This is a genomic window from Mycobacterium intracellulare ATCC 13950 (genome assembly GCF_000277125.1).
GTDB lineage: Bacteria > Actinomycetota > Actinomycetes > Mycobacteriales > Mycobacteriaceae > Mycobacterium > Mycobacterium intracellulare.
Window position 1 is genome coordinate 1,963,393 of record NC_016946.1, and the last position, 14,204, is coordinate 1,977,596.

Here is a 14,204-nt window from a genome sequence, read left to right on the forward strand (position 1 = left end):
TGTCAGACATCGAGCTTGGCACTCACGGAGCCGAGGGTCGAGCCCGCGGTGCGTTCGAACCGACCGTGGTCGAAGCTGCGGATCTCGACGTCGTGGTCACCGGCACCGGCACGCAGGGCGCCCACCGTGCATTGGTCTCGGGTGCGGTGTTCGAACGGGTCGAACGAATACCACCGACACGCATTCTCGTAGGTGATCTTGTTGATCTCGTCGTCGGGCAGCCCGGCCATGACGAGGGCGAGTTCCTCGGCCGCCGCGGGCCACGACGAGTCGGAATGCGGGTAGTCGCACTCCCAGGCGATGTTGTCGATGCCGACGTCGTGGCGCAGCTTGACCCCGATCGGATCGGCGATGAAGCAGGTCAGGAAGCGCTCCCGGAAGACCTCACTGGGCAGTCTGTCGCCGAAGTCCTGGCCCGTCCACAGGTGATGCATTTCGTACGTGCGGTCGAGCCGGTCGACGAAATACGGGATCCACCCGGTGCCGCCCTCCGAGAGTGCGAACCGTACGTCGGGGAATTGCTTGATGACTCGCGACCACAACAGGTCTGCGGCCGCCGAGCAGACATTCATCGGCTGCAGCGTGATCATCACGTCGATGGGCGCGTTGTCGGCGGTCATCGTGATCTTGCCCGACGAGCCCAGGTGGACCGAGAGCACCGTGTTGGTGTCCGACAGCGCCCGCCACATCGGATCCCAATAGTCGTCGTGGATGCTCGGGAAGCCGAGGGTGGCGGGGTTCTCGGTGAAGGTCACTGAGTGACAACCCTTCTCGGCATTGCGACGGATCTCCTTGGCGCACAACTCCGGATCCCAAAGTATGGGTAATCCCATGGGCAGGAAGCGTCCGGGATACGACCCACACCACTCGTCGATGTGCCAGTCGTTGTACGCCTGGGTGACGGCGAGCGCGAGGTCCTTATCGGGGTGGGTGGCGAACAGCCGGCCCGCGAAGCCGGGAAAGGACGGGAAGCACATCGACGCGAGCACACCGCCCGCGTCCATGTCCTTGATTCGCTCGTGGATGTCGTAGCACCCCGGGCGCATCTCGTCGAAGGCAGTGGGTTCGATGCCGTACTCCTCGCGCGGGCGGCCCGCCACGGCGTTGAGGCCGATGTTGGGGATGATCGCGCCGTTGAACGTCCAGACCTCCGAGCCGTCGGACTGCCGGATCACCCGGGGCGTCTCGTCGGCGTACTTGTTCACAACCCTGCCCTCGAACAGGTTCGGTGGTTCCACCAGATGGTCGTCGACGCTCACCAGGATCATCTCTTCGGGCTGCATGGGACTCCTTGTGCAGAGGTTGAGAGCGAGACTATCAGGTTGTAGAGGAACTATATTCAATTACGGAAATGTACATTTTCAGAACGGTAGCGTTTGACCGTCAGCAAATCCGGAAACGCTACCGCCGCAACACTTTTCGGGGAGCTACGGCGAACGAGAGCAACAGCCGGTCGAGCACCTTGGCGGCTCGGCGGCGTGCCCTGGCGGGATTTGCGGCGTGCGCGACCAGACGTGAAGCCTCCTCGAGCGCCGCGACGAGCATGTGCGTCAGCTCCCCGACGGGTTGGTCGTCGATGATGCCCTCTGCGATCGCCTCGCGGACCAACTCGTTGATGAGGGCGATGCTGTTGCCCTCCTGGATTTCGCGCAGGGTCTGCCAGCCCAGTACCACCGGACCGTCGACGAGTATCACCCTCTGCACGGCGGGCTCCGTTGCGGCTTCGAGAAATCCGTGCAGACCGCTCGTGAGCCGTTCCCACGGGTCCGTGCCGGGCGGGGGAGTGGCGATGGACCGCAGCGTAAGGTCGTTCTCAACGTCTTCGAATACGGCCCGAAACAGCTCGGCCTTGTCCTTGAAGTGGTGGTAGAAGGCACCGCGCGTGCCGACGCCCGACTTCGCCACGAGGTCACCGATGCTCGTGTTGAAGAATCCGTGCTCCACGAACAGTTCCCGGCCCGCCTCGATCAGGTCGCGGCGAGTCTGCTCGCCACGGGCACGCCGTTCATCGTCCGCACCACCGCGCTGCGCCATGCCGATGATCGTAGCAACATTCAGTCTGCATGTTGAGGGGCGTGCCCAGGTGTTATCAGCGCACGATCCCCCGAACAGTCATGAGCCCAAGGTCGGCGTGGGACTTGAAACCCGGCGGGCCATCACAGATGGCGGGGATGGCGTTCACTGGTTCCATCGCGGTCCAGGCGTAACCGATATAGCCGGGCTTCGCGTGGTCTCGTGCATCTTCGCTGCCCCGCAGGATCAGCTCGGTTCCCGGGTCGCCGTCAATCACCACGCGGTAGTGGTAGTAGGGCTCCCAATCAGGTTTCGGCTCGATGGCGTCGTGTTCAACAAACGAGTAGAGCTCGTGCAACGTGATGAATGGCCTGCCGTCCACCCACGCCGTCCAGAGATGATGCTGGGACGCGACGGTGCCCGTCTTGATCACACCTTTGAGGCCGGGCATGTCCATGTCCGGGGATCCCTCGTACGGGATATCGCGGGTGGCCGTGCCGAGCTGCACGTCTGTCGTGAACTTCTCCACGGTTTTACCCAGTCCTTCGACAACCATCGTCAGCGACTGTGCGAACAACGACCACGCGTCTTGGAAGAGATTTCCCTTCGCAAATTCGACCGGGGTTTTTCCGAACCCCATCTCGTCCAAGTACTTCAGGGTGTCCTTATTGAAGTTCACCGCCTCGTAGATATGGATGTGGTCGGTCTTGCCGACGATCCGGGCTAGCGTCAGAACGAGAAGGTCCGCGGCGTAGCCGGGGTGGATGCCACCTCCGTGGAACGAAGTACCGCCTTCTTGGCACGCCGCTTCGATCTTGTCGATGTCCGCGCTGTTGGTTTCGGTCCGATGCCACCACGCACCACCCGAGGCAACGACGCTCTTTCCTCCGCGGAGCAGCCGGCAGATCTCGTCGACGTCCGACCAGAGCGGCGCGTAGAACACGCAATCGGCGTCGAGTGCCTCCAAGGTGGCCTTGTCGGTGGTTGCGTGTACCCCGATCGGTCCTACCCCGACGAGCTCACCAGCGTCCCTACCGACCTTCTCCGGGCGATTACAAAGCACTCCGACCACTTCGTAGAGAGGGTTGTGTGCGAAGTGGCGCAGTGCGATCGTGCCGACATTACCCATGCCCCACTGGATCACGCGGTACTTCTTCTGGATGGACGGCGCGTGGGACTCCTGCGTCGATGTGAGCGTCATTCCGTCTCCTCCGGATGTGATCCCCCGCTCGGAAAAACTAACATGCCGAAAGTTCGCTTTGCACTTTTCGTAAACCACCATTTTCGGCGGGTGCGAGTTTGCGGTGGCGCGGTGGGCCTCAACCTCCATACTGTATGTTGCCGCTATGGCAGACGAGGTTCGCGCATACGGTTCGGTCGCTCCCCTGAAAGTCGGCTTGCTCAACGACTATCCGACGTCCGGCGACACCGACAACGACAGCGTCGCCGCGCTGCGGCTGGTGATGGATGAAGCCCTTTCCTCGGGACTGATCGACCGGCCGATCGAACTCGTCACCCGCAATGTGGTGGGCCTGCCCAACGGGACCTACCAAGTGGTCGAGCGGGCCTTCGACGAGCTCGTCGCGGAGGGTTGCCTGGCGATCTTCGGGCCGTGGGTGTCGGATAACGTGGTGCCGCTGCGTTCCCACGTCGAGGCCACCGCGCGGGTTCCGATCGTCACTCTGTCGGGATCGGAGGGAGCGCTCGGCGACTGGTGCTTCGCACTGAACAACGGCTCGATGCCCGAGGAGCCGGTGATGCTGGCCGCGGTGATGATCGGCGACGGTCGATCGCGCATCGCCATTGCCTACGAGGCATCGCTCATCGGTAAGGAGTACCTCGCCTTCGCCGAGAGAGCCTACGACGCCGCGGGTTTGAAGGTCGTTGCGACCGTGGCGATTCCCCAGGTCGAAGCCGACAAGTCCGAGACGGTCACTGCGTTGCGTGCGGCGGAACCCGACGCGCTGGTGCACGTCGGGTTCGGGCACGGGCTGTGGGGCTTCACGGATGCGCTGCGCGCCGCGGGCTGGGATCCGCCGCGATACACGACGACGGCGTTCGAAATGGCACACATCAGCGCGGAGTGGAGGCGGCACCTATCCGGATGGATCGGCCTGGACAGCTACGACGAGCGCAACACGGTCGGACAGGCCTTCCTCGACCGCTTCGAGGCGCGATACGGTCGCCGGCCCGGACACTCGATGCCGGGCCTGTCGCACGACGCGGCCACCGTGATCGTGCGTGGTCTCGCCGCGGCACGGCCGTTGACCGGGGAGGGTGTGAAGAACGGGATGGAGCAGGTGAAGCTCGTCCCGTCGGCCAGCGGCGCGCCGGGAACGTTCCTGCGATTCGGCCGGTTCATCCGACAGGGGTGGATGGGTTCCGATTATCTCGTGGCCCGAAGGGTTTTGCCCGACGGCAGCGCGCACGTTTTCCATGCGGCGCCCAGCGACCACATCGCCCGCGCGGTCGGTGGTGCCTCAGGCTAGTTGGATCGCGCCGAACACCGGTGCTGTCACGACACCGGGTGGCCGGGCCAGCACGTACGGTATGGCGCGAACCGCGCTCATCGCGATCATCAGGTGACCTGGCATGGCGTGCTGGCCCGTCGATGGCGCGCCGTCGAATGCCACGTCGAGCTGGAGTTCAAAGCTGGGCTCACCTTTGATGACCGCGCGGATCAGCGGCGCCTTTTCGCCGGGCGCCAATGGAGCCATGCCCCATTGTGGAAGGTCGCGGGTGAGCACCCACTCCTCGTGAATGGCCAGCAACGGGCGTCCCGACCAGTGGCCGACCCACGAGAATCGCTGCCCGACAACCGTTCCCGCCTCGATCGTGCCGGCCAGGACGTCGATGTCGTGGGGCAGTGTGGTGGCGTCGACCGCCACGTCGATGTGGGACAGGGTGATCCCGAGGACGTCGGCCGTCGCATTGAGGGCCTGGCGGTAGGCCATGTCGAGCTTCTTGATGATCGGGGAGTCAATGCTGACGTCTTCCGGCGGTCTGCCCATGCCCATCAGGTCGACGAGCATCGGCCGACTGTCCACGGCGGAGACGTCGGTGGCCTCGTAGAGGTCGATGCGGTCGATGGACTTACTCAGCCCCGTCACCGTCGCGACGAGCCGCTCGAACATGAAACCGGGGTTCTCACCCGCCGCGTGAAAGCGTGACCCGCCCGCTCGGCACGCCCTGGCGAACATTGCCTCGGTCTCTTCGCCGTAGGTGGGTAGGTGGTTGTACGACGTGGTGGTGATGACGGTGCTACCCGCCGCGAGCAGGCGGCAGATGTCCGCAGCGTTCGTCTCGACGGCGTGGGCCTTGCTGGCCGCGTGCACGACGACATCGGCGCCCAGGGCGATGATCTCGTCCTTGTCCGTCGTGGCGATCACACCCGTCGTCGGTGGCCGCCCGCAGAGCACACCCGCGTCGAGGCCGGCCTTCGCCGGGTCGTACACGAGCACGCCCACTAACTGATAACGCGGGTTTTCAATAAGCTCCTGCAGTGCGGCCCGGCCGACGGCGCCGGTCGCCCATTGCACGACTCGAATAACCAATCGAACGCTCCAGGTTGCTCTTTCGGACTTCCCCGAGTTCTGGTTGGTTCAACCTACATGATGTAGGTTTGCAACCGACAAGGTGTAGGTTGAACGGTCGTACGGGAGGTGGGCACGTGACGGAGCCTGCGGTTGCTGGCGACATCGAGCAGCGCATCCGTGATGCGCAGGAGAAGTTCAACGCCGGAATGGGCGCCGACGGCGCCGCGACCCCCTACCCGCTGCTGCGCGAGTTGCGGCGGAAGGCGGCCGTTCACCCCGGCTGGCCGGAGATGGGCGTCCCCGAGAACGGACCGGACGGCACGAAGACATTCACGGCGTACTCGTTCGACGCGGTCAAGGCCGTCTTCACCGACAACATCACGTTCAGCACCCGGATCTACGAGGACATGGTGCGACCGCTGCAAGGCCCGACGATCCTGGAAATGCAGGAACCCGAACACGCGACGTATCGCAGATTGCACGAATTCGCGTTCGCCAGGTCCTCGATGAAACGCTGGGACACCGAACTCGTTGGGCCCCTAGTGGACCGCACGATCGCGAAGTTCCGCGACAACAAGCGCGCCGACGTGGTCAATGCGGTGTTCATGCCGATCCCGGTCCGGATCATCGCCGCCCTGCTCGGCTTGCCCGAATCCGATGTCGGCGAGTTTCACCGGCTGGCCATCGACCTGCTGGGCTTTCGTGCCGACATGGAAACGGCGATGAAGGCCTCGGCTCAGATGAAGGAGTATTTCGTCGGAGTCCTCGCCGACCGGCGCAAGTCGCCGAAGGACGACATGGTGACCATCCTGTCTCGGGCCGAGATCGACGGCGTCAAAATGTCCGATGAACAAATCTACGGATTCATGCGCAATCTCTTGCCCGCGGGAGCAGAGACCACGTCGCGCTCGACGGCCAGCCTCGCGCTGGGTCTGTTGACCCACACCGACCAGCTCGATGCGCTGCGCGCCGATCGCAGCCTGTTGCCGCAGGCGATCGAGGAGGGCATCCGGTGGGAGACGCCGCTGCTCAACTTCATCCGAGAGGTCACTGCCGACATCGACTTTTTCGGGCTCCATATCCCGAAGGGTTCGACGATGATGGTCAACCTCGGCAGTGCCAACCATGACGAGACGCGATGGGAGGACGCCGAGTCCTTCGACATTTTCCGGGAGCGCAAGCCGCACATCGGGTTCGGTCATGGCGCGCACGTGTGCCTGGGAATGCACCTGGCGCGGTTGGAGAGCACCAAGATCTTCGACGCCTTGCTCGACGAACTCCCGGGGCTGCGGCTGGACCCCGACGCCCCGCCGCCCTACGTGACCGGCACCATGTTTCGATCACCGTCGCGCCTCGACGTGGTATGGGACTAGAGGAAGCCGCCTGACATGACTCGCGTGATCCAGTGGGCCACCGGGGTGACCGGAACGATGTCCTTGCGTCACGTCTTGAGCCGGCCGGACCTGGAACTGGTCGGCGTGCGGGTCTACGACGCGGGCAAAGCCGGGGTCGACGCGGGCGCGCTGTGCGGGGTCCCCGAAGCGGGAGTGTTGACGACCGCCGATCGCGACACCATCATCGGAACCGATGCCGACGTGGTGCTCTACATGGGAAAAGTCGAGACCGACACGCCGGGCTGCTTCGCCGATGTCTGTGATCTCTTGGCGTCGGGCAAAAATGTCGTAGCCACCGGCAGTCGGTTTGTTCATCCCCGCTCACTGCACGAATCGCTGGCCGACGCCATCGAAAAAGCTTGCCGCACCGGCGGTTCGTCGTTTCTGGGGCTAGGCCTGTATCCGGGCTTCGTCGGTGAGTCGCTCGCGCCGATCCTGTCCCGGCTGACCGAGCGCACCAACCGGATCAGTGTGCGGGAGGTGCTGAACTACTCGACCTATGCCAGCCACGACCTGATCTTCAATGCGATGGGCTTCGGTCATGCGCCGGATGATCCCGCCCCGTTGCTGACCAACACCGACTATGCCGCGAGCGCATGGATCGGCAGCGCGACGGTCCTTGCGCAGGCGCTCGGACTCCATATCCGGTCCGTCGAGGGGTTCCGCGAGGTCGTGACGACGCCGAGGGCGCTGACGGTGGCCGCCGGGGAGATTCCGGCAGGAACCGTGGGCGCCATGCGCTTCGGAGTGGTGGTCGACTGCGGCGAGACCACCCTCGCCGTCGAACACCTCACCAGGATGGCCGACGACCTGGCCCCCGACTGGCCGACGGAGATCGGTTATGCGGTGACCTTCGAGGGCAAGCCCAACATGACTTTTCAACTCGTGATCGGCTCCCACGGGGAGGATCATGCCGAGCAGGGCTGTCTGGCCACCGCCATGCACGCCATCAACGCCATCCCCGCCGTGATCGCGGCTGAGCCGGGGCTCTACGACTTGTCGACGATCACCCCGTTCGTCGCGCACTGGACTGAGCGCGGCGTCGTGCCCGCGACGTAGGCGCCCACACCTACAACTATGCGAGGAGAGTTGAGTGCTCAAATCGATTGATTTCCAGGTCCTTCGCGAGGCACCGTCCCTGACCCATTACCGGCGCGAATGGGTCCCGAGTCCCGGCATGGGACTGTCGGGAATCTGGCTCGGCGCAGTCGTCGCCGACGCATCCGGTCAGAACTACTGGGGGGTGCGGGGATGCGACGACTTCCTCACCGGAATGACCCACGTCGTGTCTCCGGTGTGCGGATTTCGCTCGCTTCCGAAAGACCTTAGCGCCGAGGCGCCCCACCTCTATTCGGAGTACTCGACGCTCGACTGGTTCGAGCCGCTGCAGTACGTCGACGATGGTAAGGCGGTGCGGCTATCGTATCCGAGCGGGCGAATCGAACGCGACGCCAACGAGTTTCACTGGTATGACGCCAGCAATCGATGGGAGATCCACGGTCGTACGGTCAGCGACATCGTCCTCACCCACGTGCCCGCCCAGGGCGGCATCGACGACGATGTCTATTACCGCCATGAGCTGATGTACGCCACCGGCAGGGTCGACGGTGTCGAGGTGTCCGGCTACGCACACCAGGACTTCGCGTACGGTCCGCCGAAAAAGGTGTACACCGAACTCCCGATCGCCCGTCACCTGCAAGGCATGTGGGTGTCTTGGCTGCATGAGTTCGACGATGGGCAGTTGGGCGGCGGCAGCTTCTGGCAGGGGCGCGACGGCGTGGCTTTCGGGCCGGGCTATCAGCTGAAAGACGGTGTCACCACGGTGCATACGGACATCGTTGCGAAGCCGACTTTCAACCAGGCTGGGAGGATGTCCGCGCTCGAGGCGACCATCGGCGCCGATTCTTACACCTTCACCTTCGAATCCAGCGGTAGCCCGCTGCACGTCTTCGGTTCCGTGACCGCAATCTCGTCGGGTGCGCGGCCGGCGCGAAGCTGGTGCTGGGTCGAGTACGCCGGAAACATGCTGACACCGGAACTTCTCGACGCGGCCACCGCCGTGTTCGCGCTGGCGCGCGGACTCGGCTGACGACGGATCAGATGAAGTCGGACCCGCCGTCGACGTTGACGGTGGCCCCTGTCACGTAGCCGTTTCGTCGTGACGCCAGATAGGCGGTGACGGATGCGACCTCTTCGGGCAAACCGGCACGACCGACGTCGCAGGGATGGCCATACGTCCGCTCGACCCACGTCATCACATGCTTGGGATCCGATGAGTCCAACCCCTCTGCGGCAAGCACTTCCCTCAGCGTCTCGGTGAAACTAGCAGTCACAATGGTTCCGGGACAGACGCAGTTGACCAGGATACCCTCGGCGCCAAGGCTTTTAGACAGGTTCTTGGTGAGACTGGACAGGGCTGATTTGGTGGCCGTGTAAGCCACCAGGCGCGGGCTCTGGCGCTGGATCGAGTGCGCCGAGAGGGTGACGATGCGGGCCCACTCGGCGGCTCGCAACATCGGCAGTGCGGCCCGCACCGAGCGCACAGCGGAGAGCGTTCCCAGTTCGAACGCGGCGTGCCAGTCGTCGTCATCGAGATCCTCGAATGCGCCGGCGTTCGGTCCGACGGTGTGCACCAGGACGTTCAGGCTGTCCCAGGCATGACCAACGGACGCGAACGCCGATGCGATGGATTCGGTGTCGGACATGTCGACGCTGATCGTCAGCACTTCGGGAGCTCCCGCACTGCGGATTTGCCTCGCAGCCGAGTCCAAGGCGGCCTGGCCGCGCGCCATGATCGCCACGGAAGCGCCCTCGGCGGCGAGCCCCTCGGCGATCGCCAGCCCCATTCCCTTGCTGCCTCCGGTGACAACCGCGGTGGCGCCGTCGAAGCCCAGGTCCATTGAGCCGTCCTCTGAGGTGCTGTGAAGGGCTACTGGCCCTTGATGATTCGGGGCGCCAGGTGAACGATCTCGCTGACCACTGTCGGGTTGGCGCGCGACATCGCGATCAGGGAAAGCATTGCGTTGGCCACGTCCTCCACCGTAGACATCTCGTCCGGGATCTGACCCCCGTGCGCCCAGGCGCGGTATAGATCGGCCAGCAGGTCCCGGTCGGCTCCGCGCAGGATCTCGGTGTCACAAGTGGGGCCGACGCTGACCCGGATCACGGCGATCTCGGGATGTTCGGCCCGCCAGGAGCGCAAGATCTCGTCGAGCGCGGCCTTGCTCGCGTGATACGCGGCTACACCCGCGCGGGGGCGGCCTACATCGTGGCTCGACGCGATGACGACCGTCGCGCTGTCGGTCAAGTGGGGGAGGGCCGTCCGCAGTACGTGGGAGGCCCCTACGGCGTTGACGGCGTACGCGTGCAGCCAGGTCTCCACATCGGTCTCTTCGATCAGCGCGAACGGCACCACGGCACTGGTGAAAACCACTGCGTCGAGCTTCCCGAAGTTGGCGGCAACGGCGCTGATGACGGATTCGATGGCGCGCGGATCGGACACGTCGAGTTCGTGGGCCGTTCCACCGAGCCGATCAGCTAGTTCCGAAAGGCGGTCTACCCGCCGTGCGGCGAGGGCCACCGCAGCACCCCTGGAGTGGGCGGCAAGGGCCAACGCCTGCCCGATGCCGGACGATGCCCCGATGATCAACATCCGCGTCCCCGCGATGCTGGAGTGCCGGTCGCTCATTGCCTGCTTCCTTCGGATGTTTTCATGATTGACGGCTGCGCCGACACTACCTTGATTCTCGCATATGAGAATCATTATTCTCAGGCGGGCCGGATCGGCCGCGCTCGACTCGGGCAAAACGGCCGGTTCCAGGGCAGCTGTGCTGCCTTTCGTCGATCGGCGCTGACATGGGCGGTGCGACGAACGGGACGCGTGTCCGTCAGCAATAGAAACCGCCGGCAAACCCGCGGAGGTCACGGGCAAAGTCTGACCAAACTGGGCAGAAGGCTTGTTTGCGATTTGCGATAACGCATACTCTCGACGAGACGACCTGCTCGGCGGGTAAGGAAGGACGACCGCGTGACGCAAACCGTGGGCGGCCAGCCGTACTTCCACCCGTCCGACTTCGAGATCGACGACACCCCGTATCCGGTGTGGCAGCGCATGCGTGATGCCCTGCCCCTCTACCACCACGAGAAGTATGGATTCTGTGCGCTGAGCCGATCCGAGGGCGTCGCGCGCGAGCTCACCAGTTGCGACGACTACCGCTCGGGCAAGGGCACCATCATCGAAGTCATCCTCAAGGCCTCCCTCCCTGCGAGGTCATGACGTGGCGAATACCGTTGACTCCAACACTGCTACGGGCTCCGTCGAACCGGTTGATGCCAGCGCGTCAACGCTGCTGACCAGGGCCGGGTGGGGGCTTTTCACCGTCGCTTACCTGGCCTTCGCGGTGTTGACCGTCGCGACCGTTCAAACGGGCACTCACGGGGATCCCCGCACCACCAATCCCACCCCGGGCCCCGTGCCATATCCGCCCTTCCTCGGGTTCGATAACTGGCCGCTGGTAGTCGCCTTCAGTTCCATTCCGATGGCGCTCGGCCTGATCGGATCGTTGGTGTGGCTCTCGGTGCGACAGCGCAGGCTGCATTGGGCGGTGGTAATCGCGTTCGCAGGCCTGATCACCGGCGCACTGGATCCGTTGGCTAACTGGGCGACGTTCGCGATGTTCGACCCGCGCATGCTGCACTTCCCGCGGTCATGGCCGTATATGAACATCTCGCCCAACCTGGAGCCCGCGTTGTCATTCCTGGGGGGTTACGCGGCCTATTACCTACTCAATGGGCTGGGAATCCTGCAACTGCACGACAGCTTCTTGGATCCTATGGTCCGGAGAACCAGTTGGCTTGCGCGCCATCGGCTTGCCGCGGTTTTCTTCGGTGCGTTCGTCATCGCCATACCGCTCAACGGGTTCGTCCAGTTCAGCTGGTTGAGGTTCGGTATCTTCTACTACTCCGAGGCGGTGGGCCCGACGCTGCGGATCGGCCACATCCATTTCCCGCTCATCATGGCGGTGTACGACTCGTTCATCTTCGCGATGGTTGCCGTCATGTGTGTCCGCGACCAAGGGGGCGAGCTGGTGCTGATCAACCGGATCGCCCGCCGGCTTCCGGCGCGGTCGGCCCGCAACAAGGTCACGCTGACGCGCCAGCTCCTCGTTTCGGCTTCGGTGGGCCTCGTATCGTTCGGGGTACCGCTGGCGGTGTTGTCCGGGCTACGGGTCGCGGGGCTGTCCGCACCCGCATATGAGCAGAACCCGTATCCGAATGTCAAGGTATACGACCCGTATGGGCATCTCGAGGAATCGGGCAAGCCGGGGCCCTTCTACACATGAGCCCGATCCGAAGGGTCCCCCACCAGCGGGTCGGATCGATAATCGCAATTTCGTTGATCGGAGGCAGCGGTGATGACTGACCACGGTTTCGGCCGCCATCGAGTCGTCCACATCGGTACGGGTCTCACGGGAAGAGAAGCGTTGCGGGCCACGATTCTCGACCCGGCACTGGACCTTGTCGGGATAAAGGTGTCGACACCGAGCAAGGTCGGCGCAGATGCGGGTCGGCTCTGCGGGGTCGCGGACGTGGGAGTGACGGCCACCGACGACATGGCGGAGATCATTGCGCTAAAGCCCGATTGCGTGTCCTACTGTGCGACGGCGGTGCGGCGGGAGGAGGACGCGATCGCGGATATTGCCGCGCTGCTGGAATCAGGGATCAACGTCGTTACAATCTCGACCATCCCGATGGTCTACCCGCCGGCTGCGCCGAAACACTGGCGTACCGCGCTCGATTCGGCTGCGAAGAAGGGCAATTCGACCCTTTACGCTACGGGTAGCGAACCCGGATTCATAAGCCTCAACCTTCCGACCGCCCTGCTCGCCGGCGCGGGCACCGTCGATTCGTATCGGATGGACGAGTACGCGGTGGACTTGGACAAGTCCTATCCGATCTGGGATGTGTTGCACGAGTCAATGGGTTTCGGCAAGCCGGATGGCCACGTACCCGCCCGGATAGCTTCGGGCAAGGTGAATCACGACTGGGAGGCGGTCGTGCGTTACCTTGCGGACGTACTTGGGATCGAACTCGACCGTGTGGAACTCGACTGGGAGACCCTGCTCGCTCCCGTTGATCTACCAACTGCTGTGGGCGTGGTGCCGTCGGGAACGATCTGCGGGCATCGCTGGCAGCTTTCCGGAGTCGCCAACGACCGGCCAGTAGTGGCAGTCCAATATTTCGCGACGGTGAGTTCGACACCGTGGCCCGAACACTGGCCGAAGCCCTCGCGCGTGGAACAGGGCGGAATGGTCTTTCGTGTCGAAGGCAATCCCAGCATGAGCCTGGAACTGTACCTCGAACCGTCCAAGGAAAATCACGTCAATCCGGGAATCACGGCCACCGCGATGGCCGCGGTGAATGCCATTCCTCGCGTGGTGGCCGCAGCGCCTGGCGTCATCGAATGGCCCCTGGCCGGACCCGAAATCGTTACTCGGCTCTCCCGCACCGGACGATGACCCTATTCGCGCTGTTACACGGCGGGCTGCATTACGGCTCCTGCTGGGATGCGGTCACCATGGAGCTGGCGCGGCGAGGCCATCGCGTGATCGCACCTGATCTCCCGGTCGATGACGACTCGGCCGGGGCGCTGGAGTGGGCGCAAGTGGCGATCGCTGCGATTGAGCGAGAAGCTGATGGCGCATCCGACGACGTTGTCGTTGTCGCGCACTCGATTTCGGGACTTTGCGCACCCGTCATCGCCACGCTGTACCCGGTGCGCCGAATGGTGTTTGTCGGTGGCCTCCTGCCCGTCCCGGGCCACTCGTTCGTCGAACACCTGGCCGCCAACCCCGATGCGATCACATTTCCCGAGCCGCAAGAACAAGGTACCGGACCGTTCGGTCTTACCTGGGAATCGGTGCGGGAAGGCTTTTACCATGATTGCCCGGAATCGATGGCACGTCATGCGTTCAGCGAACTACGGCACCAGGCGTTCACCGTGTTCACGGAGCGTTGCCCGATCAGCCGCTGGCCCGATACGCCGTCGATCTACGTGCTCATGCGGGACGACCGCGCCGTGGGGGAGTCGTGGGCTCGGCGCAACGCGATCGGCAGGATCGGGGCACGGGTCGTCGAATTGGACGGCGGCCACTCGCCGTTCTTTGCCCGTCCGGCCGAGCTGAGTGCGGTGCTGCTAAGCCTGGACGACCCCGACATGCTGAAATTGCAGCTGCGGTAACAAACTTCGACTCATCTGATG

The 14,204-nt window shown here is 64.1% G+C and carries 14 protein-coding genes; 8 read left to right on the forward strand and 6 right to left on the reverse strand.

Annotation, left to right across the window (positions count from 1 at the left end; translation table 11 throughout):
• Window positions 1-2: 2 nt before the first annotated feature.
• From OCU_RS34240 to OCU_RS34250, 3 genes are all read right to left on the reverse strand, one after another.
• The gene (locus OCU_RS34240) at window positions 3-1,283 is read right to left on the reverse strand and encodes an amidohydrolase family protein (protein WP_009956542.1); all 1,281 of its coding nucleotides are present in this window, start codon (window positions 1,281-1,283) and stop codon (window positions 3-5) included.
• 118 nt (window positions 1,284-1,401) lie between these two features.
• A complete protein-coding gene (locus tag OCU_RS34245; protein ID WP_009956541.1) occupies window positions 1,402-2,034 on the reverse strand; it encodes a TetR/AcrR family transcriptional regulator in 633 nt (210 codons plus the stop codon).
• A 55-nt stretch (window positions 2,035-2,089) separates the two neighbouring features.
• A complete protein-coding gene (locus OCU_RS34250; protein ID WP_009956540.1) occupies window positions 2,090-3,214 on the reverse strand; it encodes an NAD(P)H-dependent amine dehydrogenase family protein in 1,125 nt (374 codons plus the stop codon).
• Window positions 3,215-3,359: 145 nt separating this feature from the next.
• Here OCU_RS34250 and OCU_RS34255 point away from each other — a divergent pair, with 145 nt between their 5' ends.
• On the forward strand, window positions 3,360-4,502 hold the full coding sequence (locus OCU_RS34255) for an ABC transporter substrate-binding protein (RefSeq protein ID WP_009976088.1): 1,143 nt from the start codon (window positions 3,360-3,362) through the stop codon (window positions 4,500-4,502).
• On the opposite strand, the gene OCU_RS34260 is transcribed toward OCU_RS34255, so the two are convergent.
• A complete protein-coding gene (locus OCU_RS34260) occupies window positions 4,494-5,552 on the reverse strand; it encodes an NAD(P)H-dependent amine dehydrogenase family protein (RefSeq protein WP_014379726.1) in 1,059 nt (352 codons plus the stop codon). The two genes, OCU_RS34255 and OCU_RS34260, sit on opposite strands and share 9 nt — an antisense overlap.
• Before the next feature lie 131 nt (window positions 5,553-5,683).
• Between OCU_RS34260 and OCU_RS34265 the strand changes: the two genes are divergently transcribed.
• Genes OCU_RS34265 through OCU_RS34275 form a run of 3 tightly spaced genes read left to right on the forward strand, consistent with a single transcriptional unit; the run spans window position 5,684 to window position 9,032 of the window.
• Window positions 5,684-6,922: a cytochrome P450 gene (locus OCU_RS34265; RefSeq protein ID WP_014379727.1), complete on the forward strand. Its 1,239-nt coding sequence runs from the start codon at window positions 5,684-5,686 to the stop codon at window positions 6,920-6,922.
• Window positions 6,923-6,937: 15 nt separating this feature from the next.
• The gene (locus OCU_RS34270) at window positions 6,938-8,002 is read left to right on the forward strand and encodes an NAD(P)H-dependent amine dehydrogenase family protein (protein WP_031351582.1); all 1,065 of its coding nucleotides are present in this window, start codon (window positions 6,938-6,940) and stop codon (window positions 8,000-8,002) included.
• A 34-nt stretch (window positions 8,003-8,036) separates the two neighbouring features.
• Complete coding sequence (locus tag OCU_RS34275; RefSeq protein WP_014379729.1) at window positions 8,037-9,032, forward strand: hypothetical protein; 996 nt, start codon at window positions 8,037-8,039, stop codon at window positions 9,030-9,032.
• Window positions 9,033-9,039: 7 nt separating this feature from the next.
• Here OCU_RS34275 and OCU_RS34280 read toward each other — a convergent pair whose 3' ends face one another.
• Window positions 9,040-9,843 carry an SDR family NAD(P)-dependent oxidoreductase gene (locus OCU_RS34280; RefSeq protein ID WP_014379730.1) on the reverse strand — a complete coding sequence of 268 codons (804 nt, stop codon included), beginning with the start codon at window positions 9,841-9,843 and terminating at the stop codon, window positions 9,040-9,042.
• A gap of 29 nt (window positions 9,844-9,872) precedes the next feature.
• Window positions 9,873-10,631, reverse strand: a complete 759-nt coding sequence (locus OCU_RS34285; RefSeq protein WP_009976099.1) for an SDR family oxidoreductase — start codon at window positions 10,629-10,631, stop codon at window positions 9,873-9,875.
• 339 nt (window positions 10,632-10,970) lie between these two features.
• Between OCU_RS34285 and OCU_RS34290 the strand changes: the two genes are divergently transcribed.
• From OCU_RS34290 to OCU_RS34305, 4 genes are all read left to right on the forward strand, one after another.
• The gene (locus OCU_RS34290; RefSeq protein ID WP_014379731.1) at window positions 10,971-11,219 is read left to right on the forward strand and encodes a hypothetical protein; all 249 of its coding nucleotides are present in this window, start codon (window positions 10,971-10,973) and stop codon (window positions 11,217-11,219) included.
• A 1-nt stretch (window position 11,220) separates the two neighbouring features.
• A complete protein-coding gene (locus tag OCU_RS34295) occupies window positions 11,221-12,285 on the forward strand; it encodes a spirocyclase AveC family protein (protein ID WP_014379732.1) in 1,065 nt (354 codons plus the stop codon).
• Window positions 12,286-12,537: 252 nt separating this feature from the next.
• Complete coding sequence (locus OCU_RS34300) at window positions 12,538-13,461, forward strand: dihydrodipicolinate reductase (RefSeq protein WP_014379733.1); 924 nt, start codon at window positions 12,538-12,540, stop codon at window positions 13,459-13,461.
• Complete coding sequence (locus OCU_RS34305; RefSeq protein WP_014379734.1) at window positions 13,458-14,183, forward strand: alpha/beta fold hydrolase; 726 nt, start codon at window positions 13,458-13,460, stop codon at window positions 14,181-14,183. Before OCU_RS34300 ends, OCU_RS34305 begins: the two co-directional genes overlap by 4 nt.
• Window positions 14,184-14,204: the final 21 nt, after the last annotated feature.